The organism is Clostridium coskatii (assembly GCF_001675205.1).
GTDB classification, from domain to species: domain Bacteria; phylum Bacillota; class Clostridia; order Clostridiales; family Clostridiaceae; genus Clostridium_B; species Clostridium_B ljungdahlii.
In genome coordinates, this window is sequence record NZ_LROR01000009.1 from 1 (window position 1) to 686 (window position 686).

Sequence of the window (686 nt, forward strand, 5' to 3'; positions counted from 1 at the left end):
ATAGGAGAATTAATAAATACAAGCAGGAAGCTTATACGTGAAGCTGTAGAAAAAAAAGATGGAAACTACATACAGGAAATTGCAAAAAAACAAGAAGAAGCAGGGGCAACTTATATAGATGTAAACTGTGGAACATTTATGCAAACTGAAGTGGAAACCATGGAATGGCTGGTTGAAAATATTCTTCAGGTAACAGACCTTCCATTATGTATAGATAGTCCTAACCCTCTAGCTCTAGAAGCTGGATTAAAAAAAGTAAAAAACGGAAAACCAATGATCAATTCCATAACAGGAGAAGATGAAAGGTGGAATACAATACTTCCACTAGTAAAAGAGTTTAATTCTAAAATAATAGCACTTTGTATTGACAACACAGGAATGCCAAAGACACAGGAAGACAGGCTTAGGATAGCAGATTCCCTTATAACAAAACTTACTGGAGAAGGAATAGCTCTTGATGATATATATATAGATCCACTTATAAAACCAATAAGTGCAGGACAAAACAATGGAATAGAAGTACTAGCTGCAATACAAAAAATAATGGAAAGCTATCCAGGAGTACATACTACCTGTGGATTAAGTAATATATCATATAGCTTGCCAGCAAGAAAAGTATTGAATAGATTATTTATGGTTCAAACTATGGCTCGTGGAATGGACTCATACATTATGGATCCAACAAA

Annotated in this window: 1 protein-coding gene; it reads left to right on the forward strand. The window is 34.3% G+C overall.

Going from position 1 to position 686, the window contains the following annotated elements:
- Positions 1-686 (forward strand): methyltetrahydrofolate cobalamin methyltransferase (locus CLCOS_RS00055; protein ID WP_065080038.1); only part of this gene is annotated, 686 nt, incomplete at both ends.